This window comes from Enterobacter sp. 03-F-07-AD-ECC (assembly GCF_047530935.1).
Lineage (GTDB): Bacteria > Pseudomonadota > Gammaproteobacteria > Enterobacterales > Enterobacteriaceae > Enterobacter > Enterobacter cloacae.
Window position 1 is genome coordinate 234,497 of the sequence record NZ_JBLKBZ010000005.1, and the last position, 20,706, is coordinate 255,202.

The 20,706-nt window shown below is 56.8% G+C and carries 20 protein-coding genes and 2 pseudogenes; 14 read left to right on the forward strand and 8 right to left on the reverse strand.

What is annotated here, in order from left to right:
* Positions 1-3: 3 nt before the first annotated feature.
* Positions 4-1,062 (forward strand): MerR family transcriptional regulator, encoded by a 1,059-nt coding sequence (locus ACMWKA_RS10495; protein ID WP_058661902.1) that lies wholly within the window; start codon positions 4-6, stop codon positions 1,060-1,062.
* On the opposite strand, the gene dauA is transcribed toward ACMWKA_RS10495, so the two are convergent.
* From dauA to lolB, 4 genes are all read right to left on the reverse strand, one after another.
* Positions 1,048-2,727 carry a C4-dicarboxylic acid transporter DauA gene (gene dauA / locus ACMWKA_RS10500; RefSeq protein ID WP_040022152.1) on the reverse strand — a complete coding sequence of 560 codons (1,680 nt, stop codon included), beginning with the start codon at positions 2,725-2,727 and terminating at the stop codon, positions 1,048-1,050. The two genes, ACMWKA_RS10495 and dauA, sit on opposite strands and share 15 nt — an antisense overlap.
* Positions 2,728-2,972: 245 nt before the next feature.
* Complete coding sequence (gene prs / locus ACMWKA_RS10505; protein ID WP_003856663.1) at positions 2,973-3,920, reverse strand: ribose-phosphate diphosphokinase; 948 nt, start codon at positions 3,918-3,920, stop codon at positions 2,973-2,975.
* Positions 3,921-4,047: 127 nt separating this feature from the next.
* Positions 4,048-4,917: a 4-(cytidine 5'-diphospho)-2-C-methyl-D-erythritol kinase gene (gene ispE / locus ACMWKA_RS10510; RefSeq protein WP_020690900.1), complete on the reverse strand. Its 870-nt coding sequence runs from the start codon at positions 4,915-4,917 to the stop codon at positions 4,048-4,050.
* Complete coding sequence (gene lolB / locus ACMWKA_RS10515) at positions 4,914-5,525, reverse strand: lipoprotein insertase outer membrane protein LolB (RefSeq protein WP_013096231.1); 612 nt, start codon at positions 5,523-5,525, stop codon at positions 4,914-4,916. Before lolB ends, ispE begins: the two co-directional genes overlap by 4 nt.
* 201 nt (positions 5,526-5,726) lie before the next feature.
* Between lolB and hemA the strand changes: the two genes are divergently transcribed.
* From hemA to kdsA, 7 genes and pseudogenes are all read left to right on the forward strand, one after another.
* The gene (gene hemA, locus ACMWKA_RS10520) at positions 5,727-6,983 is read left to right on the forward strand and encodes a glutamyl-tRNA reductase (protein ID WP_414760183.1); all 1,257 of its coding nucleotides are present in this window, start codon (positions 5,727-5,729) and stop codon (positions 6,981-6,983) included.
* Positions 6,984-7,024: 41 nt separating this feature from the next.
* On the forward strand, positions 7,025-8,107 hold the full coding sequence (gene prfA / locus ACMWKA_RS10525; RefSeq protein WP_013096233.1) for a peptide chain release factor 1: 1,083 nt from the start codon (positions 7,025-7,027) through the stop codon (positions 8,105-8,107).
* Positions 8,107-8,943 (forward strand): peptide chain release factor N(5)-glutamine methyltransferase, encoded by an 837-nt coding sequence (gene prmC / locus ACMWKA_RS10530; RefSeq protein WP_414760184.1) that lies wholly within the window; start codon positions 8,107-8,109, stop codon positions 8,941-8,943. The genes prfA and prmC overlap by 1 nt, the downstream gene beginning before the upstream one ends.
* A pseudogene (locus ACMWKA_RS10535) lies at positions 8,913-9,011 on the forward strand (siroheme synthase); the annotation flags it as partial. The gene prmC and the pseudogene ACMWKA_RS10535, both read left to right, overlap by 31 nt.
* Positions 9,012-9,134: 123 nt before the next feature.
* Positions 9,135-9,277, forward strand: a pseudogene (locus tag ACMWKA_RS10540) (siroheme synthase); the annotation flags it as partial.
* A gap of 3 nt (positions 9,278-9,280) precedes the next feature.
* Positions 9,281-10,090, forward strand: a complete 810-nt coding sequence (gene sirB1 / locus ACMWKA_RS10545; RefSeq protein WP_013096236.1) for an invasion regulator SirB1 — start codon at positions 9,281-9,283, stop codon at positions 10,088-10,090.
* A 36-nt stretch (positions 10,091-10,126) separates the two neighbouring features.
* On the forward strand, positions 10,127-10,981 hold the full coding sequence (gene kdsA / locus ACMWKA_RS10550) for a 3-deoxy-8-phosphooctulonate synthase (protein ID WP_013096237.1): 855 nt from the start codon (positions 10,127-10,129) through the stop codon (positions 10,979-10,981).
* Positions 10,982-11,069: 88 nt separating this feature from the next.
* Here the strand turns inward: kdsA and chaA are convergent, their stop codons facing one another.
* Positions 11,070-12,170 carry a sodium-potassium/proton antiporter ChaA gene (gene chaA, locus ACMWKA_RS10555; protein ID WP_029882731.1) on the reverse strand — a complete coding sequence of 367 codons (1,101 nt, stop codon included), beginning with the start codon at positions 12,168-12,170 and terminating at the stop codon, positions 11,070-11,072.
* A 270-nt stretch (positions 12,171-12,440) separates the two neighbouring features.
* Between chaA and chaB the strand changes: the two genes are divergently transcribed.
* Both chaB and ACMWKA_RS10565 read left to right on the forward strand, forming a co-directional pair.
* On the forward strand, positions 12,441-12,671 hold the full coding sequence (gene chaB, locus ACMWKA_RS10560; protein ID WP_013096240.1) for a putative cation transport regulator ChaB: 231 nt from the start codon (positions 12,441-12,443) through the stop codon (positions 12,669-12,671).
* Between the two features lie 177 nt (positions 12,672-12,848).
* A complete protein-coding gene (locus ACMWKA_RS10565) occupies positions 12,849-13,544 on the forward strand; it encodes a gamma-glutamylcyclotransferase (RefSeq protein ID WP_013096242.1) in 696 nt (231 codons plus the stop codon).
* 41 nt (positions 13,545-13,585) lie between these two features.
* Here the strand turns inward: ACMWKA_RS10565 and ACMWKA_RS10570 are convergent, their stop codons facing one another.
* The 3 genes from ACMWKA_RS10570 to ACMWKA_RS10580 all read right to left on the reverse strand — a co-directional run bounded on the left by ACMWKA_RS10570 (position 13,586) and on the right by ACMWKA_RS10580 (position 16,282).
* A complete protein-coding gene (locus ACMWKA_RS10570) occupies positions 13,586-13,825 on the reverse strand; it encodes a DUF1883 domain-containing protein (protein WP_013096243.1) in 240 nt (79 codons plus the stop codon).
* Between the two features lie 212 nt (positions 13,826-14,037).
* Positions 14,038-15,822, reverse strand: coding sequence for a methyl-accepting chemotaxis protein (locus tag ACMWKA_RS10575; RefSeq protein ID WP_020690904.1), 1,785 nt, complete (start codon positions 15,820-15,822; stop codon positions 14,038-14,040).
* A 106-nt stretch (positions 15,823-15,928) separates the two neighbouring features.
* On the reverse strand, positions 15,929-16,282 hold the full coding sequence (locus ACMWKA_RS10580) for a DsrE/DsrF/TusD sulfur relay family protein (protein WP_020690905.1): 354 nt from the start codon (positions 16,280-16,282) through the stop codon (positions 15,929-15,931).
* Positions 16,283-16,354: 72 nt separating this feature from the next.
* On the opposite strand from ACMWKA_RS10580, the gene nasR reads away from it, so the two are divergent.
* The 4 genes from nasR (at position 16,355) to ACMWKA_RS10600 (ending at position 20,697) form a co-directional block, all read left to right on the forward strand.
* Positions 16,355-17,539, forward strand: a complete 1,185-nt coding sequence (nasR, locus tag ACMWKA_RS10585; protein WP_414760185.1) for a nitrate regulatory protein NasR — start codon at positions 16,355-16,357, stop codon at positions 17,537-17,539.
* A gap of 228 nt (positions 17,540-17,767) precedes the next feature.
* Entirely contained in the window at positions 17,768-19,015 is a 1,248-nt protein-coding gene (locus ACMWKA_RS10590) for a CmpA/NrtA family ABC transporter substrate-binding protein (protein WP_414760186.1), read from the forward strand.
* A 2-nt stretch (positions 19,016-19,017) separates the two neighbouring features.
* Positions 19,018-19,899 (forward strand): nitrate ABC transporter permease, encoded by an 882-nt coding sequence (ntrB, locus tag ACMWKA_RS10595; RefSeq protein ID WP_058678629.1) that lies wholly within the window; start codon positions 19,018-19,020, stop codon positions 19,897-19,899.
* A 9-nt stretch (positions 19,900-19,908) separates the two neighbouring features.
* Positions 19,909-20,697 carry an ABC transporter ATP-binding protein gene (locus ACMWKA_RS10600; protein WP_013096250.1) on the forward strand — a complete coding sequence of 263 codons (789 nt, stop codon included), beginning with the start codon at positions 19,909-19,911 and terminating at the stop codon, positions 20,695-20,697.
* The last annotated feature ends 9 nt before the right edge of the window (positions 20,698-20,706 follow it).

Here is a 20,706-nt window from a genome sequence, read left to right on the forward strand (position 1 = left end):
GTTATGTTGATTCAGGTGGGTGAACTGGCAAAACGCGCTGGGATCACCGTGCGCACATTGCATCACTATGAGCAAACAGGGTTATTGCTGCCTTCTGCCAGAAGCGCGGCAGGTTACCGGCTTTATAATCTGGCGGATGTACAGCGCTTGCATATGATTCAGGCACTGGCAAAAGCGGGGCTGGAGCTTGCTGAAATCAGGGATTTTCTGGAGCAGGAGTCGCTTTCGTTAACGGAACTCCTCGATGCGCAAATCAGTTTGCTGGATAAACAGCTGCGCAGCATTAACACGCTGCGTGACAGGCTGGTGGACTTGCGCACCGGGCTTACCGGCGATGAAACGCCCGATCTGGAATCCTGGCTACAGACTCTGGAGTTAATGAATATGTACGATCGCTGGTTTAGCAAAGAAGAGTTACAGCAACTGCCGTTTGCGGTGCAGAAAGATGCGCTGGCGGCTGTCTGGTCAGGGCTGGTTACCGAGGCCAACACGCTGCTGGAACAGCACATACCCGTTTCTGACCCGCGGGCGATGGATCTTGCGACGCGCTGGATGGAGCGCCTGGAGCAGGACACTGCCGGCAAGCCGGAGTTTCTCACCCGGCTGAACGAGATGCACAGCGTCGAACCTCAAATGCGTGAGCAAACGGGCATCACCGCAGAGATGACCGACTACATCACGCGGGCGTTTGCCGAATCGAAGCTGGCCATCTGGGAAAAGTATCTCTCTGCCGATGAGATGGCTTTTACCCGGAAACACTACTTTGACCGCATGATGGAGTGGCCGCCGCTGGTGGCGAAGCTGCACCAGGCGCAGCGGGAAAATCTCGACCCCGCCTCTGACGAGGCGCAAAAGCTGGCTGAAACCTGGCTGGCGTTGTTCCAGTCATACGCAGGAACAAACCCTGAGACGCAGCAAAAGTTTCGCGCTGCTATGCAGCAGGAGCCGCATCTGATGAAAGGGACGTGGATGACGCCTGCTGTGCTTGAATGGCTCCAGCAGGCGATAGGGATAATGATGCAGAGACGTTTCTCCGCATCAGATGAATCACAGATCCGCTAACGCGGCGTCGCGGTTGGGATAGAAGGCAAGGCGGCCAGGGATCGGCTGCACGCCAGCGCGCGCCATAGTGCGCAGCGGCTGAAATTCCAGATTACTCACCCGCAGCTCACAGCCTTCCGGCAGACGTTTTACAAAGCGCTGGAAGGCGTCCAGCCCACCGGCGTCCAGCACCGGTACGGCATCCCATTTCAGCACCACAATCCGTTTGCCCGCAATGCGGGATTCCAGATCGCTGAACAGGCCTTCCGCCGCAGCGAAGAACAACGGACCGATTACCCGCAGCACCAGCACATCATCAGGCACCTCCACGTTTACCGGGGAAAGGCGCGTCATCTGCGCGATCCGGCGCATAAACAGCAGGGAAGCCAGCACGATGCCGACGCTGATGGCGATCACCATATCGAAGAGCACGGTCAGCGACATACAGATCAGCATGACGATGATGTCGTCTTTCGGTGCGCGACGCAGCAGGTTCACCACCTTATGCGCTTCGCTCATGTTCCAGGCCACCATCAGCAGCAGGGCGGCCATGGCAGAGAGCGGCAGCCAGGAGAGCAGCGGCGCGAGGATCAGCAACGCGAGGATCACCAGCAGGGAGTGGATAACCGCCGAAACCGGTGAGGTTGCACCCGCGCGCACGTTGGCCGCAGAACGGGCGATAGCTGCGGTGGCTGTAATACCGCCGAAGAACGGAGCGATGAGGTTACCTAAGCCCTGGCCGACCAGCTCGCTGTTGGCTTTGTGCTTGGTACCGGTCATGCCATCAAGCACCACGGCGCAGAGCAGAGATTCAATCGCCCCCAGCATCGCCATTGAAAAGGCGGCGGGCAGCAGTGCGCGCAGCGAATCCCAGCTTAAGGTAAAGCTGGAGCCGGGCATGTCCCAGGGAAGAACCATCTGTGGTAACAGTTGAGGAATACCGCTGCCCTGAGAACCGTCCGCCAGAACATAGTGGAACTGCGAGCCGATGGTGGCGACATGACCACCAAACATGTTGACGATGGCCATAACCGCACAGCCCAGCAGCAACGCGGGCAGGTGGCCAGGCAGACGAATGCCTAAGCGCGGCCAGACGATGAGCGTACCCAGCGTAACGATCCCGATGGCGGCATCGCCCATGTTGGCTGTGGGCAGTGCCATAAACAGTGCTCCCACTTTCTGCAGATAGTGCTCAGGAACGTGAGGCATCTGCAGCCCCAGGAAATCTTTAATTTGCATCGTTCCGATGGTGATGCCGATCCCGGAGGTGAATCCCAGCGTTACGGAAAGGGGAATATATTCAATCAGCCGGCCAAAGCGGGCCAGGCCAAAGAGAATCAAAAAGAGGCCAGACATGAGCGTGGCAACCAGCAGGCCTGCCAGGCCAAACTGCTGTGATACCGGATAGAGGATCACCACAAAAGCAGCGGTAGGGCCGGACACACTGAAACGCGAACCGCCCGTGAGGGCAATCACGATCCCGGCGACGGCCGAGGTATACAGGCCATACTGTGGAGCCACGCCGCTGCCAATCGCCAGCGCCATGGCGAGCGGAATGGCGATAATACCAACGGTGATCCCGGCAATCAGGTCACGGATAAAGCGTGACGAAGTGTATTTCTCTTTCCAGCATGCGTCGATGAGGGCGCGAAAGGGCAGAACATGTGAGGAAGTGATGTTTTTCACAATTATCTATCATCCGTATGCGCATCATCTGTCATATGAATGGCAGGTGAAGGAGGCATTAATCATTGCTCGTCATACTTCGCGCTGCAGATGCGTTGGCTGCGCTCATTCATCCCAGTCACTTACTTAAGTAAGCTCCTGGGATTCATTCACTTGCCGCCTTCCTGCAACCCGAATTATTTAGAGCATTAATAAATATAGAAAATAAAAAAACCCGCCGAAGCGGGTTTTTCGCCAGTGTTCGATTAGTGTTCGAACATTGCAGAGATGGATTCTTCGTTGCTGATACGACGAATCGCTTCGGCCAGCATCCCGGACAGGGTCAGGGTACGCACGTTTGGCAGTGCCTTGATCTCGTCACTCAGTGGGATGGTATCGCATACCACAACTTCGTCAATGACGGAGTTACGGAGGTTGTTTACCGCGTTACCGGAGAAGATCGGGTGAGTCGCGTACGCGAACACGCGCTTGGCACCACGCTCTTTCAGCGCTTCAGCGGCTTTACACAGCGTACCGCCGGTATCGATCATGTCGTCAACCAGCACGCAGTCACGGCCAGCAACGTCACCGATGATGTGCATCACCTGAGAAACGTTAGCGCGCGGACGGCGTTTGTCGATGATTGCCATGTCGGTATCGTTCAGCAGCTTAGCGATAGCACGGGCACGTACCACGCCGCCGATGTCCGGAGAAACCACAATCGGGTTGTCCAGATTCAGCTGCAGCATATCTTCCAGCAGGATTGGGCTGCCGAATACGTTATCAACCGGGACGTCGAAGAAGCCCTGAATCTGCTCTGCGTGCAGGTCAACGGTCAGTACGCGGTCAACGCCAACGCTGGACAGGAAGTCCGCGACAACTTTAGCGGTGATTGGCACGCGCGCGGAACGGACGCGACGGTCCTGGCGGGCATAGCCAAAGTAAGGGATTACAGCAGTGATACGGCCTGCAGAAGCGCGACGCAGGGCATCGACCATAACAACCAATTCCATCAGGTTGTCATTCGTTGGAGCACAGGTGGACTGGATGATGAAAATATCACCACCGCGTACATTTTCGTTAATTTGTACGCTGACTTCGCCGTCGCTAAAGCGACCTACAGCGGCGTCGCCGAGGGAAGTGTACAGGCGGTTGGCAATACGTTGTGCTAGTTCCGGGGTGGCGTTACCAGCAAAAAGCTTCATATCAGGCACGAGAAGAACCTCAGGCATGCGTCCAGTGGTGGATAGCGTTCGCCGCAAACTGTGCGGGGCCAGGCGAAATGCTATCCAGGCGGTGTATTAAAGAGCGCGATGCAACGTCTGGAACAGGGTGACGTTGTCACCGAAACTCAGTCTGCGCCAGAATGGCCTGCTGTAGGGGGGAGGTGTTCATCCCGCGCGCTACAAAACCATGCAGCCAATCCGGCGCTTGCTCAAGCACCTGACGAGCGGCGGATTCGGTGTCAAATTCAGCAAAGACACAGGCCCCTGTACCAGTCAGGCGCGACGGCGCGTATTCTAACAGCCAGGAAAGCGCCGCATCAACCTCGCGAAAACGTTTTCTTGCGATAACCTCGCAATCGTTGCTGAATTCACAATTTAATAACGTTTCTATTGACCGCGCCGGGGTATTGCGTGGCAGCTCAGGATCTTTGAAGATGACCGGAGTCGGAATGCTGACGCCTGGATGGGCTACGAGGTACCATTTTTCCGGCGGTTCAACCGGGGAGAGGATTTCACCCACCCCTTCAGCAAATGCTGCATGACCGCGCACAAACACCGGGACATCCGCCCCCAGCGTTAACCCTAACGCGGCCAGTTCATCCGTTGACAATCCGCAGCCCCAGAGATGATTCAGGGCGACCAGGACGGTCGCGGCATTGGATGAACCGCCACCCAGCCCACCGCCCATCGGCAGACGCTTCTCAATGCGAATATCCGCACCGCTCCCGGCGGGCAAGCGCCCGGTGTCAGCCGCTGCGTTCATCAGCAGACGCGCGGCGCGCACGATCAGGTTATCCTCATGCGCTACGCCTTCCACCGGCGTCAGCAGACAGATCTGCCCGTCCTGACGCAGCTCAATCGAGAGCGTGTCGCCATAATCGATAAACTGAAACAGCGTCTGCAGGGTGTGATACCCGTCAGCACGTTGGCCGGTGATATATAAAAACAGGTTAAGTTTTGCCGGAGAGGGCCAGTGGGTCATCATTTAACGATCCAGTTGTCCATTTTCAGCTTGATGCGCTGGCTACCCTGCGTCAGCTCCATATTCGACGGCAGCGACGGTTTACTGTTGCTGTCATAGGCGCTGTACACCACCTTCCAGGTTTTACCGTTCTGCGTGTAGTTCACCTGGCTCAGACGGTACTGATCGTCCAGGGTGTAGTCGGTGGCGTCACCCGGCAGGCCCAGGATCCACTGGCGCAGGCTGTTCAGCGGGATAGGCATTCCGGTCAGTTTGCCAATCATCTCTTCCGCGTCGGTGGCGGTGTAGTGCTGGCCTTTGTTATCCGTGATCTGCGCTTCACCCGGCTTAGCGTTAAGCTCCAGCTCGGTACTGCCCAACGGGTTCAGCAGCAGCAGGCGGTAGTTATCTTGCCCCGTTTGCTGCCAGAAGAAGCGGGCATAAACCTTTTGTTCGTCAGAGAGATAAGCAAACGCGCCGCGGGTCTGGTACTGACTTAAATTACGTACGTCCTGCTGGTGCTGACGCCACTGTGGTGAGTCAGGGCTTTTGCCCGGGCCTTTTGGTTGAGTGACAGAACATGCGGTCAGAACCAGTGCTGCCAGCGGCAGCAGGCGAATCAGTCGGGTCATAATGAGGACAAATCCTTGAGATACGTTGCAGTTATAACTGTTAATGCTAGCGTTGAAGGGTGTCACCGTCTACGTTCAAATTATCTCAAAGCGTTGAGTAACCTATTACTCCGAAAGGGGGCAGTCTCTTTTATTGATCTCGCGCATCCTGTATGATGCGTCTTGCTAACCTTATTAACGCTGGTACTACTCCCGCTCAACATGACCCTATTAGCACTCGGCATCAACCACAAAACCGCCCCGGTTTCGCTGCGAGAACGCGTCACGTTTTCGCCGGATACGCTCGACCTGGCGCTGGATAGCCTGCTTGCACAACCGATGGTGCAGGGCGGGGTGGTGCTCTCGACGTGCAACCGTACCGAGCTTTACTTAAGCGTGGAAGAGCAGGATAACCTGCATGAAGCGCTGATCCGCTGGTTATGCGACTACCACAATCTCAACGAAGACGAGCTGCGTAAGAGCCTGTACTGGCATCAGGATAACGATGCGGTGAGCCATCTTATGCGTGTCGCGAGTGGTCTGGATTCGCTGGTGCTGGGCGAGCCGCAAATTCTCGGTCAGGTAAAAAAAGCGTTTGCGGATTCGCAAAAAGGGCATCTGAAAGCCAGCGAGCTGGAGCGTATGTTCCAGAAGTCATTCTCCGTGGCGAAGCGTGTGCGAACCGAAACCGACATTGGTGCCAGTGCGGTTTCTGTTGCGTTCGCGGCCTGTACCCTTGCACGTCAAATCTTCGAATCCCTGTCGACCGTCACCGTGATGCTGGTCGGCGCGGGCGAAACCATTGATCTTGTGGCGCGCCATCTGCGCGAGCATAAAGTGAAAAAGATGGTTATCGCTAACCGCACCCGCGAGCGTGCACAGGTGCTGGCAGACGAAGTCGGGGCCGAGGTGATTGCGCTGAGCGAGATCGACGAACGTCTGAAAGAGGCGGACATCATCATTAGCTCGACGGCCAGCCCGCTGCCGATTATCGGTAAAGGGATGGTAGAGCGCGCGCTGAAATCCCGTCGTAATCAGCCAATGCTGCTGGTGGATATCGCCGTTCCGCGTGATGTCGAACCGGAGGTTGGCAAACTGGCCAACGCCTATCTCTACAGCGTGGATGACCTGCAAAGCATCATTTCGCACAACCTTGCCCAGCGTAAAGCGGCAGCGGTGCAGGCGGAAACCATTGTCGAGCAGGAAGCCAGTGAATTTATGGCCTGGCTGCGCGCGCAAAGCGTCAGCGAGACCATCCGCGAATACCGCGGTCAGGCGGAGCAGGTGCGTGATGACCTGACTGCCAAAGCGTTAGCAGCTCTGGAACAGGGCGGCGACGCACACGCTATTATGCAGGATCTGGCCTGGAAACTGACCAATCGCTTGATCCATGCACCAACCAAATCACTTCAGCAGGCTGCCCGTGACGGGGACGATGAACGCCTGACTATTCTGCGCAACAGCCTCGGGCTGGAATAGCGCCCTATACCCATTTTCTATTACAAGGTGCACTTACGCCTATGAAGCCTTCTATCGTCGCTAAACTGGAAGCTCTGCACGAGCGCCATGAAGAAGTCCAGGCGCTGCTCGGCGATGCCGGGACCATTGCGGACCAGGAACGTTTTCGCGCACTGTCGCGTGAATATGCGCAGTTAAGTGATGTTTCAAAATGCTTTACCGACTGGCAACAGGTTCAGGAAGATATCGAAACCGCGCAGATGATGCTCGACGATCCTGAAATGCGCGAAATGGCGCAGGAAGAGCTGCAGGATGCCAAAGCGCGCTCAGAAGAGATGGAGCAACAGCTGCAGGTGCTTCTGCTGCCGAAAGATCCAGACGACGAGCGTAACGCGTTTGTGGAAGTCCGCGCCGGAACGGGCGGTGATGAGGCGGCACTGTTCGCCGGAGACCTGTTCCGCATGTACAGCCGTTACGCCGAATCGCGTCGCTGGCGCGTGGAGATCATGAGCGCCAACGAAGGCGAGCACGGCGGTTTTAAAGAGGTGATCGCCAAAATCAGCGGTGACGGCGTGTATGGCCGTCTCAAGTTTGAGTCCGGCGGCCATCGCGTGCAGCGTGTACCGGCGACCGAGTCGCAGGGCCGTATTCACACTTCAGCCTGCACGGTTGCGGTGATGCCAGAGCTGCCGGAAGCGGAACTGCCGGACATTAACCCGGCCGATCTGCGTATTGATACCTTCCGTTCTTCCGGGGCGGGTGGTCAGCACGTTAACACCACCGACTCCGCCATCCGTATTACCCACCTGCCAACCGGCATTGTGGTGGAGTGTCAGGACGAACGTTCTCAGCACAAAAACAAAGCGAAAGCGCTGTCCGTGCTGGGTGCGCGTATTCACGCGGCGGAAATGGCAAAACGGCAGCAGGCGGAAGCGTCAACCCGTCGTAACCTGCTGGGCAGCGGCGATCGTAGCGACCGTAACCGTACCTACAACTTCCCGCAGGGCCGCGTGACCGACCACCGCATCAACCTGACGTTATACCGTCTGGATGAGGTGATGGAAGGCAAGCTCGATATGCTGATTGAGCCTATCGTGCAGGAATACCAGGCCGACCAGCTGGCGGCATTGTCCGAGCAGGAATAATGGATTTTCAGAGCTGGTTACGCCAGGCCACCGGCGCGCTCTCTGACAGTGAAAGCCCGAAGCGCGACGCCGAAATTTTGCTGGGATATGTGACGGGAAAAGCCCGCACGTATCTGCTGGCCTTCGGTGAAACTGAACTGACCGTAGAGCAGGAAGCGCAGCTGGCCGCGCTGCTTGCCCGCCGTAAAACCGGCGAGCCGGTGGCACATCTGGTCGGGGAGCGCGAGTTCTGGTCGTTACCCTTGTTCGTCTCAGCGGCGACGCTGATCCCGCGTCCCGACACCGAATGTCTGGTGGAGCAGGCGCTGGCACGGTTACCCGCAGTGGCCAGCCGCATTCTCGATCTCGGAACGGGCACTGGCGCAATCGCGCTGGCGCTCGCCACCGAGCGGCCCGATTGCGCGGTAACGGCGGTCGATGTGATGCCCGACGCGGTGGCGCTGGCGCAGCGTAACGCTGAGCGACTGGGCGTGACTAATGTGACTGTGCAGCAAAGCAGCTGGTTCAGTGCGCTGGAGAAGCAGACGTTCGCGATGATTGTCAGTAATCCGCCCTATATTGACGAACACGACCCGCACCTGGCGCAGGGGGATGTTCGCTTTGAACCGCTGACGGCGCTGGTCGCAGGTAATGCAGGGCTGGCCGATCTGGAACACATTGTGACAACGTCACGACAACATCTCCTGCCCGGCGGCTGGCTGCTGGTGGAGCATGGCTGGACGCAGGGGGAGGCGGTGCGTGGGCTCTTCAGGCAGACGGGTTATGCTGCTGTCGAGACCTGCCGCGACTACGGCGGTAACGAGCGTCTGACGCTGGGGCAGTGGCAGTGGCAGTGAAAACAGGTTATCTGCCATTTACTGATAAAGGCGCATGGCTGACTGAAAAGCTGTTTGGCGTTATCATCTATACCCAAAATAATTCGAGTTGCATGAAGGCGGCAAGAGAGCGAGTCCTCAGGAGCATAGTTAACTATGTGACTGAGGTGAGCGAGCGCAGCCAACGCGCATGCAGCTTGAAGTATGATGGGTATATATCGTTTTGGGTTTTATCGCGCCTGGACGTCGTCGTCCGCGCAGCCAGCAGGTCGGGTTTATCGCCTTTCTGCTGGGTCTGGTGGTGCTGTACATCATCATTAAACTCGCCACCACTAGAATACCGTTACTGGGGTAAGTCATGAGGTCCTTAGCCGATTTCGAATTTAATAAAGTGCCGCTCTGCGATGGCATGATCCTGATTTCGGAGATGATTCGCGACGATTTTACGTCGCAGTATGTCTACGATGAGCTGGAGAGTCTGGTCAGCCTGGCGCGCGAAGAGATCAATCAGGCGCGTCCGCAGGACTGGCAACTGGAAAAGCTGCTGGAGCTTTTCTACGGCGAGTGGGGTTTCTGCGACACGCGTGGCGTGTATCGCCTGTCTGACGCATTATGGCTGGACCAGGTCTTAAAAAATCGTCAGGGCAGCGCCGTTGCGCTGGGCTCTATTTTGCTGTGGATCGCGCACCGTCTGGATATTCCACTGGTGCCGGTCATTTTCCCGACGCAGATGATCCTGCGTGCCGAGTGGCTGGACGGGGAGATGTGGTTAATCAATCCGTTTAACGGCGATACGCTGGATGAACATACGCTGGATGTCTGGCTGAAAGGTAATATCAGCCCGGTGGCCGAGCTCTTTAACGAAGATCTCGACGAAGCCGATAACGCCGAAGTGATCCGCAAGCTGCTGGATACGCTGAAATCTGCACTGATGGAAGAGCGGCAGATGGAGCTGGCCTTGCGCGCCAGCGAAGTGCTGCTGCAGTTTAATCCGGAAGACCCGTACGAAATTCGCGACCGCGGGCTGATTTATGCCCAGCTCGACTGCGAGCATGTGGCGCTGAACGATTTAAGCTATTTCGTCGAGCAATGCCCGGAAGACCCGATCAGCGAAATGATTCGCGCGCAGATCAACGCGATCTCGCACAAACAAATTACACTGCATTAATCTTAATTCCGATTCACACCTGAATAAGGCGATCCTATGAAACAAAAAGTGGTTAGCATTGGTGATATCAACGTGGCAAACGACCTGCCGTTCGTGCTGTTTGGCGGTATGAACGTGCTGGAATCCCGCGATCTCGCCATGCGTATCTGCGAGCACTACGTGACCGTGACCCAGAAGCTGGGCATCCCGTACGTGTTTAAAGCCTCTTTTGACAAAGCCAACCGCTCTTCCATTCACTCCTACCGTGGCCCGGGCCTGGAAGAGGGGATGAAAATTTTCCAGGAACTGAAGCAGACCTTTGGCGTGAAAGTGATCACCGACGTTCACGAGGCGTCTCAGGCGCAGCCTGTGGCTGACGTGGTTGACGTTATTCAGCTGCCAGCGTTCCTGGCTCGTCAGACTGACCTGGTGGAAGCGATGGCCAAAACCGGTGCGGTCATCAACGTGAAGAAGCCGCAGTTCGTGAGCCCAGGCCAGATGGGGAACATCGTCGATAAGTTTATCGAAGGCGGTAACGATAAGGTGATCCTGTGCGACCGTGGTTCCAACTTCGGTTACGACAATCTGGTTGTGGATATGCTGGGCTTCACCGTGATGAAAAACGTCTCTAACCAGTCTCCGGTGATCTTTGACGTGACCCACTCTCTGCAGTGCCGCGACCCGTTTGGCGCCGCGTCTGGCGGCCGTCGTGCGCAGGTGACCGAACTGGCGCGCGCCGGTATGGCGACCGGCCTGGCGGGTCTGTTCATTGAAGCGCACCCGGATCCGGCGAATGCAAAATGCGACGGTCCATCCGCGCTGCCGCTGGACAAACTGGAGCCGTTCCTGAAACAGATCAAAGCGATTGACGATCTGGTGAAGAGCTTCGACGAGCTGGATACCAGCAATTAATAAAAAAAACCCGCTTCGGCGGGTTTTTTTTCTCCCTCTCCCCGTGGGAGAGGGTTAGGGTGAGGGCATCAGCCCGCACCAGATAAAACTACGCAAATATCGTCATCAGATACGCCACAAACAGCGCCATATGCGCCGCGCCGTTGAGTACATTGGTGCGCCCGGTTGAGAACGAAATCTGACACAGCAGCAGTGACGCCATCATCACAATCATCTCCGGCGCGCCCAGCGCAAACTGCAGCTCGTTACCGGTCATAAAGGCAATCAGCGTCACCACCGGAACGGTAAGCGAAATGGTCGCCAGTACCGAGCCGAAGAACAGGTTCATGGCGCGCTGTACCTGATTGTTCAGCACTGCTTTCAGCGCGCCCAGCCCTTCCGGCGAGAGGATCAGCAGCGCCACCAGGAAGCCGGTAAAGGCCACCGGGGCATTCATCTCGGTTAACAGTGTCTCCAGCGGGTTGGCGTTCATCTTGGTGACGGCGATAACCGCAATCAGATGTACGATCAGCCAAACCGTGTGCCACGCGCTGCTGTGCGCAGACGGTTTGCCATGGTGCGGGTCATCGTCGTCGCTGTCGTCTTCATGCTCGTACACAAACAGACTCTGGTGCGTTTTGGTCTGAATCAACAGGAACACGCCGTACATGGCGGCTGAAATCAATGCGACCAGCAGCGCCTGACCGGTAGAGAAGTTTGCTCCCGGCAACGCCATCGGGAAGACCAGCACGATAATCGCCAGCGGGAACAGGGCGATCAAATACTGTTTAATGCCAAACAGGTTCATATACTGGGTGGCGAACTTACGGCCGCCCAGCAACAGTGAAAAGCCCACCAGACCGCCGGTCACAATCATAATGATGGAATAGAGCGTATCGCGCATCAGGGTTGGCGCGGCATCACCGGTCGCCATCAGCGCGGAAATGAGGCTGACCTCAAGAATCACAACGGAAAGGCTGAGAATTAACGATCCATACGGCTCGCCCAGACGGTGGGCCAGGACATCGGCATGGCGAACCACGCTAAAGGCACTGGTTAAAATCCCTACCAGCGCAAGAATATTGATACCAACCACCACTGGCAGTGACTGACTGCTTCCCCAGAAGAGCAGCACAGCCAGTGCCAGAACCGGGAAAATGAGCGACGTCTCCTTGTGGCGGGTTTTTACCGCCTCGTGTGCTGCTGTCATGTGCTTCTCCATAAATGCAGGTGCTTGTAATTATAGATAGAATTTTGAGGTCATTAAATTAACAGATCTCTGTTAAATACCCTTTATCTTTTACTTAATTTTACCCTAATCCTGTTTTAAGTCTCCTGATATCCATAATGTCATATTTTTGATTAATACATATTAAATAACATGTAATTAACTTCATTAATTCTTCAAAATCGATCCGCGACTGGCAGCTTGCAGCATCGTCGTCCACACTTATCTTTTTAAGCAAAAGAGAGGTTAGTGATGCCATATAAAACGAAACGCGATTTACCCGATAACGTGCAAAACGTACTGCCCGCACATGCGCAGGATATCTATAAAGAGGCGTTTAACAGCGCCTGGGATCAATACAAAGATAAAGACGATCGTCGGGACGATGCCAGCCGGGAAGAGACGGCGCATAAAGTGGCCTGGGCGGCAGTAAAACATGACTACGAGAAAGGAGACGATGATAAATGGCATAAAAAGAAATAGCCGTAAAATAATAAGCTGCCTTCATTTTGACTTTTCAGGCGGTTGAACTGCCGTTGTATTGCAACTGGCCCGCGAATTGCTTATCGTTATTCAACTGCTGGCAAAATGACCAGTAGATAATGCCGGGAAGGTGAATTACAGATGTCGCAAGGAAGCATGCAGTGGCGGAGGTGTAAAGTGTTAACGCGTGATTTCTTAATGAAGGCAGATTGTAAGACGGCATTTGGTGCTATTGAGGAATCGCTTCTCTGGTCAGCTGAACAACGTGCGGCGTCGCTCGCTGCCACGCTTGCCTGCCGCCCGGATGATGGCCCGGTATGGATTTTTGGCTACGGTTCGCTGATGTGGAACCCGGCTCTGGAATTTGTCGAATCGGCGACAGGTACGCTCCCGGGGTGGCATCGCGCATTTTGTCTGCGATTAACCGCCGGACGCGGAAGTGCCTGTCAGCCGGGACGTATGCTTGCACTGAAAGAGGGCGGACGCACCACGGGGGTGGCGTATCGCCTGCCGGATGCCACCCTCGAAGAGGAGCTGACGCTGCTCTGGAAGCGCGAGATGATCACCGGCTGCTATATGCCAAGCTGGTGCAAGCTGGAACTTGATGACGGACGCACCGTCAACGCGCTGGTGTTTATTATGGATCCGCGCCATCCCCTGTATGAAGCGGATACCCGCACGCAGGTGATCGCGCCGTTGATTGCGGCGGCCAGTGGACCGCTCGGCACAAACGCGCAGTATCTGTTTTCACTTGATCAGGAACTGACGCGCCTCGGCATGCAGGACGAGTGTCTGAATGAGCTGGTAGCGAAGGTGAAAGCACTGCTGGAAGGAAATCCGCTGAATAACCCGCTGCGTCCGGGTTTTGCCTGATAATACGCCCGGCTGCGAGAGTGCAGACCGGGCGTCTGTTTTTAAGCGGCCACGTAGCTGACTGAGTGTTCGAGTGACTGACTATGGCTGTCAATCAGGACATCCCATGTGCCGGTATAAGGGACGGTTAGCCACGCCTTATCATCCTGCACGGTCAGGATATCTGCCTGCGATTGTTTTTGTGCCTTCGCACTCATCAAATGAATACGGCAGCGCTCTGAACAACGCACCACTACCGTATCCCCGCCAAACAGTTTCAAACTTGTTTTTACCAGTGCCATTTATTTACCCCGTAGTCTTAAACAACGCTCTCCCTGCTGCCATTTCCGAGCGTGATGTTGTTCACAATTCACTCATGGCATAACACCAAAGGGGGAGCGTCGGGATGCTGATTTTGATCAAAAAATGGCATAACGTTTAAACAAAAATGACAAAATACCTGAAAGCATTCAGCTGGCGCGCATTTACACGGTGAAGGCGCGCCAGAAGAAAATTAAATGCGGAAATGTCCGGCAGTTTCAGCAAGGTCGCCCGCCTGGCTCTGCAGGGCGCTGGCGGCTGCGGCGGATTGCACCACCAGTTCAGCGTTCTGCTGCACCATTCTGTCGAGGTGCGTGACAGCATGGTTGATCTCATGGATGCCTTTCATCTGCTCGCTGGTGGCGATGGAAATTTCACGCATGATACCCGAGACACTGCCGATGCTGGCGCGGATCTCATCCATGCTTTCCCCGGCCAGGTGTACATAGCGGGAGCCGGTTGCCACGCTGTCGGTGGTGGAGTCGATAAGCGATTTGATCTCCTTCGCCGCCTGGGCGCTGCGGCTCGCCAGGTTACGCACTTCGCCTGCCACCACGGCAAATCCGCGGCCCTGCTCACCGGCGCGCGCTGCTTCCACCGAGGCGTTCAGCGCCAGGATATTGGTCTGGAAGGCGATGCCGTCAATCACGCTGGTGATATCGCCAATTTTTGCCGAAGCCACTTCAATGGATTGCATGGTGCTGATGGCCTGAGAGACGACCTCACCGCCGCGTGAGGCCGCAGCGGAGGCTTTACTGGCCTGTTCATTCGCTTCTGCCGCGGACTCATTTGACTGAGTCACCGACGCGGTGATCTGCTCTACGGCGCTGGCGGTTTCACGCAGGCTGGAGGCTGCCTGCTCGGTACGCCCGGAGAGGTCCTGGTTGCCAGCCGCAATCTCCTGGGCGGCATTTTTCACCGAGGCGCTGGCGTCACGCAGCTGGATCATCACCACCGAGAGCTTATCGCTAAAGGCGTTAAACGCCTGGGCGATTTGCGCCACTTCGTCGTTACCGCTCTCCGGCAGGCGCTGGGAGAGATCGTTGGTACCGTTGGCGATGTTATGCATCGCGTCGCGGATATCGGACAACCGCTTGAGCAGGCGGGCAATAAGAATGTGGACAAGCGCGCCGCTCAGCAGGGCGAGGATCACCAGCGAGAGCGCCGAGGCTTTCAGCAGCGAGCGCATGCCGGAGGTGGCGTCGTTATTGTCGAGCGCGACCACCAGCATCCAGTTTGTTCCCGGAACGGCCGTGGCCACGAGGGTTTTATCACCGCCGTCAAATGTGCCATCAACCGGTTCACCGCTTTTCAGAGTCGCTAAATCGGTGCCGGTAATGGTTTCTGCAAACGGTTTTAACGTCAGGGCCGGATCGTTGGCGGCGATAACGCTGCCGTCACTGTTCAGAAGTAACCCGCTGCTGGCCGGGGTCGGGTGAATGCCGCGCACGTTAGCCACCACGCTATCCATGGCCACGTCGCCCGCCACCACCGCTTTCAGGGTCCCGTTTTCTTTTACCGGTACCGCAAAAGTTACCACCAGTTTTCCGGTTCCGGCGTCCACGTAAGGCGCGGTCACCACCGGTCCGTCCTGGCTGACCACCTGCTGATACCAGGGGCGAATGGTCGGGTCATAATCCGCAGGCACGCCCGCAGGCTCAGAGAATTTCGCCGTTTTAGTGGCATAGCCCACATAGACGTTGGTGAAGCCTCCCGCCTGGGCGAGTTGTTTAAAGACCGGTACCGGGTCGTCACTCAGCGCCACGCTCTGGGCGGAGGTAATGACCGTCATTTTGCTTTTCACCCAGTCGGCAATCGCCATGTTATGGCTGGCGCTGGTGCTGGTCAGAATGTCACGCTGCGACTGCTGATTATCCTGGCGCGTGACCTGGAAATTAATGACGGTATTGAGAAGAAGGGCGACGACCAGGCAGCCTGTCGTCGCGGCAATGATGCGAGCACGAATCGATCTGAACATAAGTGAAATACCTGCTGTGTTGTTTCCATGCCTATCGGCAACCCCGCAGGTAAACTTGATGCTGAAACCGCGTCCATAAGAAAATAATATTTTTACGGGTTTATTATTAAAAAGTTAATACTTTATCGGCGGCTAACGTCCACTCGGCCAGCTCGACAAGTGTGCCAATTTCCACGCCGTCAATCAGCGGCAGCCCGGTGATACCGCGCCCGTCGGTGCAGGTTTTGCAAAGCTTAACCGGCACGTTTTGCGCCGTCAGGATCTCCAGCATCTGCTGAATGTTGTAGCCCTCTGCCGGTTTTTGGCCTTTCAGGCCAGCGGTGACTGCGTCGGACATCAAAAAGATCCGCAGATCCAGCTCGCTCGCGTTATCGCGCAATGCTATGGCCAGACGCAGGCTATTAAAAAGGGATTCGCTGCCGTAGGCCGCCCCGTTGGCGACGATCACAATCTTCTGCATGTTAACTCCTGTTTATATTAAGGCACGAATATTGCTTGATTCTCCCAGGTAGGGTTATCCGGGAGAGTAAGCATGACATTAATGGCTGGCAATTCGTCGGGTGCAACCGAATGGCTCCAGCGCGCAAAAGCGTTGCGCCAGGAGCAGCTCAGCAAGCTGTCACAGCTGGGCGTACTGGTGAATGGCATTAGCCAACTGGTGCATATGCTACAGTGCGAGCGCGGTGCATCAAACGTCTGGCTCTGCTCACAGGGTAAGCTTTATGCCCCCGAATGCAAAGCCAGCCGGGCGCTGGTGGATGAAAATCTCACCATACTGTATGGCATTCTGGATAGACACTCCCCAGTGCCGGGCAGCGCCGTGTGTGAGCGCATCGCCGCTGCGTTGCAGAGCCTTGAATCACTCCCCGCCCTGCGAGAAGGGGTGAATCAACAAACCGTTACCGCCCCGCAGGCGATGGAACATTACTGTCGCATGCTTCGCCATCTGCTCAGTATCGTGCCGCAGCTCAACGACAGCATTGACGATCCGCAACTGGCGGGGCGTTTTGTTGCCCTCTACAGCCTGATGCAGGGCAAAGAGCTGGCGGGACAAGAGCGGGCGCTGGGGGCCATTGGCTTCACGCAGGGTTTTTTTGATGATGTCACCCGCCAGAGGCTGGTGGATCGCATTGACGGGCAGCAGGCCTGTTTTGAGATCTTTTTAAGCCACAGCCCGGCGGATGTGCAGAGCACCTTTTCCCGGGACTGCCAGCCCGACCGCGAGACGGAGCAACTCCGGCGTGTGGCCTGTACCCGCCAGCCTGCTGCGGATAATGGCGACACGGCGCTGAACTGGTTCGCCCTGCAAACGTCGCGTCTTGAGCACCTGCGCACCCTGGAGGAGATGGTTATCGCCGACCTGATGCTGGCGGTTGATGAGCGTATCCATCATGACCCTCAACATCCGGTAAGTGCCGATGAGAATGACGATCCGCTCGCGCTTTATCCGGACAAACCTTTGCTGCCGCTGGTTCGCCAGCAGGCTCGTGAAATAGAACAGCTTTCCCGCCAGCTCGCGACGCTGCGCGATACGCTGGAAGAGCGCAAGACCATTGATAAAGCCAAAAGCGTGCTGATGACCCACCACAACATGAGTGAGGAACAGGCGTGGACGGCGCTGCGCAAAATGGCGATGGACAAGAACCAGCGCATGGTGGATATCGCCCGCGCGCTGCTTACCGTGAAGCGATTGTGGCAGCTAACCCCTAAGGAGTAGCTGCACAATCAGTGGGCACGTTGTGCCTGATTGAGGTGCGTTTTTGCAGAGCCAGTGGGGCAAAAGCCATAAAAACAAGGCATTAAAACCTGGCATTCGCTTTGCATTATTTCAGTAACCAATTTTGACGGTGCGCCAACGGCGGTGCATCAGTCTTCGGGATAAAGGCGTCCAGCGGTGCTTCGGCACTGTCGGGCGCTTTTTTTTGTCTTTTTTTCAGGAGTGGTCATGGCGGATTTGTCGAGACGGCGTTTTTTGCAGGCCAGCGTGTTGGCGAGCAGTGCAATGTTGTTACCGGGTGTCATGCAGGCCGCGTGGGCGGCAGGCTCGGATAAACCCGAGCAGGAGACGGTGCGCATCGGGTTTATCCCGCTGACCGACTGCGCTCCGGTGGTCATCGCGGCGCTGAAAGGGTTCGATAAAAAGCATGGCATTACCATCGTGCCCACCAAAGAGGCGAGCTGGGCGGCCGTGCGCGACAAGTTAGTCGCGGGGGAGCTGGACGCGGCGCACATTCTTTACGGTCTGCTGTACGGACTAGAACTGGGGATCGCCGGTAAGCCACAGCAGATGGCGAATCTGATGACCCTCAACCAGAACGGCCAGGCGATTACGCTCTCTGCCGATCTGGCAGAGAAGGGCGTTCGCGATCTCGACGGGCTGAAGAAACTGATTGGTCAGCAGGCACCGGGCACGTACACCTTCGCGCATACCTTCCCGACGGGCACGCACGCCATGTGGCTCTACTACTGGCTGGCCAGTGCGGGCATTAACCCGTTTGACGATGTTCGCACCGTGGTGGTACCGCCGCCGCAGATGGTGATGAACATGCGCATTGGCAATATGGTCGGCTTTTGCGTCGGCGAGCCGTGGAATGCCCGGGCCATTAACGATCGCATCGGTTTTACCGCTGCAACGTCGCAGTCTATCTGGGCTGACCACCCGGAAAAAATCCTCGGTACCCGTCGCGACTGGGTGGAGAAAAATCCGCACACCGCGCGGGCGCTGGTGAGCGCAGTACTGGAAGCCGCGCGCTGGATCGACGCTTCACCGGAAAACAAACGTGAAACGGCGCAGATCCTCTCGCGTCGCGCATGGCTGAACACCAAAGAGCAGTACCTCACCGGACGGATGCTGGGTGAGTACGACAACGGGGTGGGCACGCGCTGGCAGGACGCGCATCCGATTCGTTTCTTCAACGAGGGGGCTGTGAGCTACCCGTATCTCTCCGACGGCATGTGGTTCTTAACCCAGTTCCGCCGCTGGGGCTTGCTTAAATCTGCACCGGACTATGTCGAAATTGCCCGGCGTATCAACCAGACGGCGGTCTGGCAGGATGCCGCCACCGCGGTGGGGGGCATTACCACACCGACTTCACCACTACGCAGTAGCCCCCTGATGGACGGCACCGTCTGGAACGGTACCGATCCTGAAGGCTATGCCAACCGCTTCGCTATTCACCGTAAAGGGGCCTGATTATGCAGCATCTGCACAGCACGAAAGCAAAACACGAGACGCCGGTGAGTGGCGAGGTGATTACCCTGCCACCGGTTCAGGTTCGCCGTCGTCCTCCGGCGATTGCCCGCCGGATTAACAACGTGCTCCAGCGTATCATTCCGGCGCTGCTGGGGCTGGGGCTGCTGGTGGTGCTCTGGCAACTGGCGGCAATCAACAGCAAAGGCTTTCCGACGCCGCTGAGCACGCTGGATTCTGCCATCACCCTGTTCGCCGATCCGTTTTATCGCGACGGGCCAAACGACATGGGGATCGGCTGGAACGTGCTTGCCTCCCTGCAGCGCGTGGCGGTGGGCTTTGGCCTGGCCGCGTTAGTCGGTATCCCGCTCGGTTTTCTGATTGGCCGTTTCACCTTTTTCTCACGCATGTTCAGCCCGCTGATTGCGCTGCTGCGCCCGGTCAGCCCATTGGCCTGGCTGCCTATCGGCCTGCTGCTGTTCCAGAAAGCAGAGCCTGCTTCCAGCTGGACCATTTTTATCTGTTCGATCTGGCCAATGGTGATTAACACCGCCGAAGGGGTACGCCGTATTCCGCAGGATTACCTCAATGTCGCCCGCGTGTTGCAGCTTTCTGAGTGGACCATTCTGCGTCGGATCCTCTTCCCGGCGGTGCTGCCTGCGGTGTTGACCGGGGTACGTCTTTCCATCGGTATCGCCTGGCTGGTGATTGTCGCCGCCGAAATGCTGACAGGCGGCTTAGGGATCGGTTTCTGGATCTGGAATGAGTGGAACAACCTCAACGTCGAAAACATTCTCATCGCAATCGTCATCATTGGCGTGGTCGGGTTACTGCTGGAGCAGGGGCTGATGCTGATCGCCCGTCGCTTTAGCTGGCAGGAAAAATAAGGAGCGAATATGAAACCAATCATTCAGGTCCAGGCCGTAAGCCAGCGTTTTTCTACCGCCAGCGGAGAATTTCTGGCGCTGCAGAACGTCTCGTTTGATATCCACGAAGGGGAAACCGTGAGCCTGATTGGCCACTCCGGCTGCGGCAAATCAACGCTGCTGAACTTGATCGCCGGGATCACCCTGCCGACGGAAGGGGGACTGATTTGTGACAACCGTGAAATTGCGGGTCCGGGACCGGAGCGTGCGGTGGTCTTTCAGAACCACTCCCTGCTGCCGTGGCTGACCTGTTTCGACAACGTTGCGCTGGCGGTCGATCAGGTGTTCCGCCACACCATGAGCAAGGCGGAGCGTCGTGAGTGGATTGAACACAACCTCGATCGCGTGCAGATGGGGCACGCCCTGCATAAACGCCCGGGGGAGATCTCAGGCGGTATGAAGCAGCGCGTGGGCATTGCCCGTGCGCTGGCGATGAAGCCGAAAGTGTTGCTGATGGATGAACCGTTTGGCGCGCTGGATGCCCTGACGCGTGCCCATCTGCAGGACTCCGTGATGCAAATCCAGCAGGCGCTCAACACCACCATTGTGCTCATCACCCACGACGTGGACGAAGCGGTGCTGCTCTCTGACCGCGTGCTGATGATGACCAACGGCCCGGCGGCGACCGTCGGCGAAATCCTGGAGGTTGACCTGCCGCGTCCGCGTAACCGGGTGCAGCTGGCGGACGACAGCCGCTACCACCACATGCGCCAGCAGATCCTCCATTTCCTCTATGAAAAACAGCCCAAAGCGGCGTAGTGGGGGCAC

What these genes read in the sequence shown, in the direction of transcription:
- ACMWKA_RS10495 (WP_058661902.1), top strand. Translation starts at nt 4, where the DNA reads ATGTTGATTCAGGTGGGTGAACTGGCAAAACGCGCTGGGATCACCGTG.
- ACMWKA_RS10590 (WP_414760186.1), top strand. Translation starts at nt 17,768, where the DNA reads ATGGCGGATTTGTCGAGACGGCGTTTTTTGCAGGCCAGCGTGTTGGCG.
- prfA (WP_013096233.1), top strand. Translation starts at nt 7,025, where the DNA reads ATGAAGCCTTCTATCGTCGCTAAACTGGAAGCTCTGCACGAGCGCCAT.
- ACMWKA_RS10600 (WP_013096250.1), top strand. Translation starts at nt 19,909, where the DNA reads ATGAAACCAATCATTCAGGTCCAGGCCGTAAGCCAGCGTTTTTCTACC.
- kdsA (WP_013096237.1), top strand. Translation starts at nt 10,127, where the DNA reads ATGAAACAAAAAGTGGTTAGCATTGGTGATATCAACGTGGCAAACGAC.
- hemA (WP_414760183.1), top strand. Translation starts at nt 5,727, where the DNA reads ATGACCCTATTAGCACTCGGCATCAACCACAAAACCGCCCCGGTTTCG.
- ACMWKA_RS10575 (WP_020690904.1), bottom strand. Translation starts at nt 15,822, where the DNA reads ATGTTCAGATCGATTCGTGCTCGCATCATTGCCGCGACGACAGGCTGC.
- nasR (WP_414760185.1), top strand. Translation starts at nt 16,355, where the DNA reads ATGACATTAATGGCTGGCAATTCGTCGGGTGCAACCGAATGGCTCCAG.
- lolB (WP_013096231.1), bottom strand. Translation starts at nt 5,525, where the DNA reads ATGACCCGACTGATTCGCCTGCTGCCGCTGGCAGCACTGGTTCTGACC.
- chaA (WP_029882731.1), bottom strand. Translation starts at nt 12,170, where the DNA reads ATGACAGCAGCACACGAGGCGGTAAAAACCCGCCACAAGGAGACGTCG.
- ntrB (WP_058678629.1), top strand. Translation starts at nt 19,018, where the DNA reads ATGCAGCATCTGCACAGCACGAAAGCAAAACACGAGACGCCGGTGAGT.
- chaB (WP_013096240.1), top strand. Translation starts at nt 12,441, where the DNA reads ATGCCATATAAAACGAAACGCGATTTACCCGATAACGTGCAAAACGTA.
- ACMWKA_RS10570 (WP_013096243.1), bottom strand. Translation starts at nt 13,825, where the DNA reads ATGGCACTGGTAAAAACAAGTTTGAAACTGTTTGGCGGGGATACGGTA.
- prmC (WP_414760184.1), top strand. Translation starts at nt 8,107, where the DNA reads ATGGATTTTCAGAGCTGGTTACGCCAGGCCACCGGCGCGCTCTCTGAC.
- ispE (WP_020690900.1), bottom strand. Translation starts at nt 4,917, where the DNA reads ATGATGACCCACTGGCCCTCTCCGGCAAAACTTAACCTGTTTTTATAT.
- sirB1 (WP_013096236.1), top strand. Translation starts at nt 9,281, where the DNA reads ATGAGGTCCTTAGCCGATTTCGAATTTAATAAAGTGCCGCTCTGCGAT.
- ACMWKA_RS10580 (WP_020690905.1), bottom strand. Translation starts at nt 16,282, where the DNA reads ATGCAGAAGATTGTGATCGTCGCCAACGGGGCGGCCTACGGCAGCGAA.